Raw genomic sequence first — 2557 nt, 5'->3', positions numbered from 1 at the left:
GTACCAAGGAAAAGCCTGAAGGATAACATATAAGTCCAATCAGGTTTTTTTATGTTGTTCAAACTTACTTTCTTCAAGGGATCCGAACAGGATTATAGTGAATTTTATCCTGACCAGGCATACTATTATAATACACCTTATAATCAGAAGAATTTTCTACATAAATTTAACAGTAATCGTGTGAAAGAATCAGGTTAGTGGTATAAGTGAATATGACTGAAGAATAGCAAAAGGAGGCCCAGACTATTGATTCAAATGAGTGAAAGTCAGAAAAGACAATTTGACCACATGCTATCTTTATTAAAAAATGCCTCTTCTCCTGAAGAAGTAGGATATTATTTCACAGAGATCCAACAATTTCTAGATACATTGCACACGGATGAAAAACCACAATTAGACCAGATGGAATCAAAAGATCTGGAAAAGTATGAATATATGCTCAAAAAAATGATGGAAGCGTCGACAAAAAAAGAGGTACTTTATTATGAAAAGGAAATACATGACCTTATTAATAAAATCAGCCCCATAAATTACTAAGTAAAGTAAAAAATATCCAAAAAAGTCTTTATTTTCTGACAAATTAGTTGTATACTGTACCCATAGTGTTCATTATAATATTGATGGGTGCTTTGGGATAATAAGGCTAGTTTATAAGGCGGACCCTTTGGTCGATGATTAGTGCATATTAGCTTATGTTTCTAAATATCTTCGCAAAGCCGCTTTTTTTTGACTCTAAATTTAGGGGGAGTGAATGTGACTAATACACTAATGATCGCCGGTTTAATCGGAGGTCTGACTGGTGTAATCGCTCATTTGATGAGAAATGGCAAAGTATTGGTCTTTCCCAAAAAAAGAATAAGACCGCAGGGACTATATTTAGGTTTTCTAGCCGATTTCCTGATTGGAGCAGCTGCTTCTATATTTGCTGTTACCTACTTAGTTCCTGATCCAGAAGTGTTACGTACACTGGTTGGAATTTCGATTTTGGCAGGCATGACGGCCGAAAATGTCTTACTGAGAAAAGAACTGAGCACTGAGAAAGCAAAAATTGAAGGATTGGATCGCATCAATCAAAGATTAAAATAACCATCTCGATTCCAGTCCTAATTTTTTTAATCCTTCGTCTTCCTCTTACATAACCTCAAACCTCTATCCTCGTTCAGACTATAAATTCATTTCAGTTTTTATATGGATAATCTAAAATCTCACTGTTCTGTATTCGATCAGCCTAAAGGATTTATTCCATTTCCCCTAACCAGCTTTTAAATATATCTGAAAGCTGGTGTTATAAAATGCGTCTCACAGCTTATATTCAATTATTCCATATTTAATGAAGTCCTCTTTTTCAGCAAATCGCTGATTATAATAAAGAAATTAAGATATAAACCTTAACCCGAACAAATAACTATTCGTTAACTCCCCTGGATTAATTGTCTTACTTCAAAAGTCTTTAAACTTGTATAGCTTTTCAAATTTTTTGTAAAATAATAGCTAAGGATATTACAATACGCCCCCAATCTAATATAAGCCATCATGGAGGTATAAATATGGAATCATTCATCAGAGCGGATCAGTATAATTTCATCAAGGACCAGATAACAACTCTGCTAAGTACGCACACATCCATGAACGATCAGGCTGTCACGCAAGCCTTAAAATCTATGACTAGAGAAAAAGTCGTTGATTTATTCTCAGATTTATCAAATGATCAAAAAGAAATTATTGAACAAGTTCAGGATGTAAAAGACGAAACAGACGCGATTTTTTTCCTCTCTCGCTTAAAACAGCATGTCTTTACATTTCCCCCGCTTAAGGAGCAAACCATTAAACGATTATTTCCTAAAGTTAAAAAACTTAACGTTCCTTCGTTACAAAATATTGAATGGAGTACTCTGTCTTACTTAGGTTGGAATGACTCAGGAGCTAACCAAAAATATATTGCGACCTATAAGAACGGTGATTTACTGGGTATTCAAGGGAACTTCAAGCCTTCCAAGCAGAGTGGCATTTGCGCAATTTGTAAGGAACATGAAGAAGTTGGAATGTTTACCACATCCATTAAGCAAAAGATATCAGAATACCCAATCAGCCGTGGTAATTATATATGTAAGGATAGCCATCGTTGTAACGAGAACTTGAAATCACTGCAACCACTTAAAATCTTTATTGAATTAATGACAGAATAAAAGAACAAAGGCCTGCAAACCATTTAGTTTTGTGGGCCTTTGTTCTTTTATTATTATTAGGTAGATAAATATTCTCGAAAGAAGATGGTCAGCTGCTCGTCACCTTACTTCGTATAATCACGATGACGTCAGACAGGTTATGACGGGTTAAGACTTATTGAACATCTTTGGCAAGGAATAAAGAGAGCATTCTACGTCCATCTCCTATTACTTCAGTAACTCCTTATGAATCCAAATAGCAGCAAGTGAACCTTCTCCCATAGCAGCCGTAACTAATTCTGAATGAGCAGCCACATCGCCTGACGCCCATAAATTAGGTACACTTGTCATTTTTGTCCTGGGATCAACAATAAGATGTTGGTTTTCACTGA

General features: G+C 35.3%; 3 protein-coding genes and 1 pseudogene. 3 read left to right on the top strand and 1 reads right to left on the bottom strand.

Features of this window, described 5'->3' with window-relative positions; genetic code table 11:
- Positions 1-246 precede the first annotated feature (246 nt).
- The 3 genes from WAM07_RS11200 to WAM07_RS11190 all read left to right on the top strand — a co-directional run bounded on the left by WAM07_RS11200 (position 247) and on the right by WAM07_RS11190 (position 2186).
- The gene (locus tag WAM07_RS11200; RefSeq protein ID WP_422166894.1) at positions 247-537 is read left to right on the top strand and encodes a hypothetical protein; all 291 of its coding nucleotides are present in this window, start codon (positions 247-249) and stop codon (positions 535-537) included.
- Positions 538-753: 216 nt separating this feature from the next.
- Entirely contained in the window at positions 754-1086 is a 333-nt protein-coding gene (locus WAM07_RS11195; protein WP_422166892.1) for a DUF4257 domain-containing protein, read from the top strand.
- 461 nt (positions 1087-1547) lie between these two features.
- Positions 1548-2186, top strand: coding sequence for a FusB/FusC family EF-G-binding protein (locus WAM07_RS11190; protein ID WP_422166891.1), 639 nt, complete (start codon positions 1548-1550; stop codon positions 2184-2186).
- Positions 2187-2393: 207 nt separating this feature from the next.
- Here the strand turns inward: WAM07_RS11190 and WAM07_RS11185 are convergent.
- Positions 2394-2557 (bottom strand): annotated as a pseudogene (locus tag WAM07_RS11185) (pyridine nucleotide-disulfide oxidoreductase); the annotation flags it as partial.

Origin of the sequence: Halobacillus sp., assembly GCF_049282395.1 — a bacterium.
GTDB lineage: Bacteria > Bacillota > Bacilli > Bacillales > Halobacillaceae > Halobacillus.
Note: the sequence above shows the minus strand (reverse complement) of the source record. Positions and strands in the feature narration are given on the sequence as shown.

Bases quoted from the DNA above. Each gene is read 5' to 3' on its own strand.
- WAM07_RS11190 (WP_422166891.1), top strand. From the start codon at position 1,548: ATGGAATCATTCATCAGAGCGGATCAGTATAATTTCATCAAGGACCAG.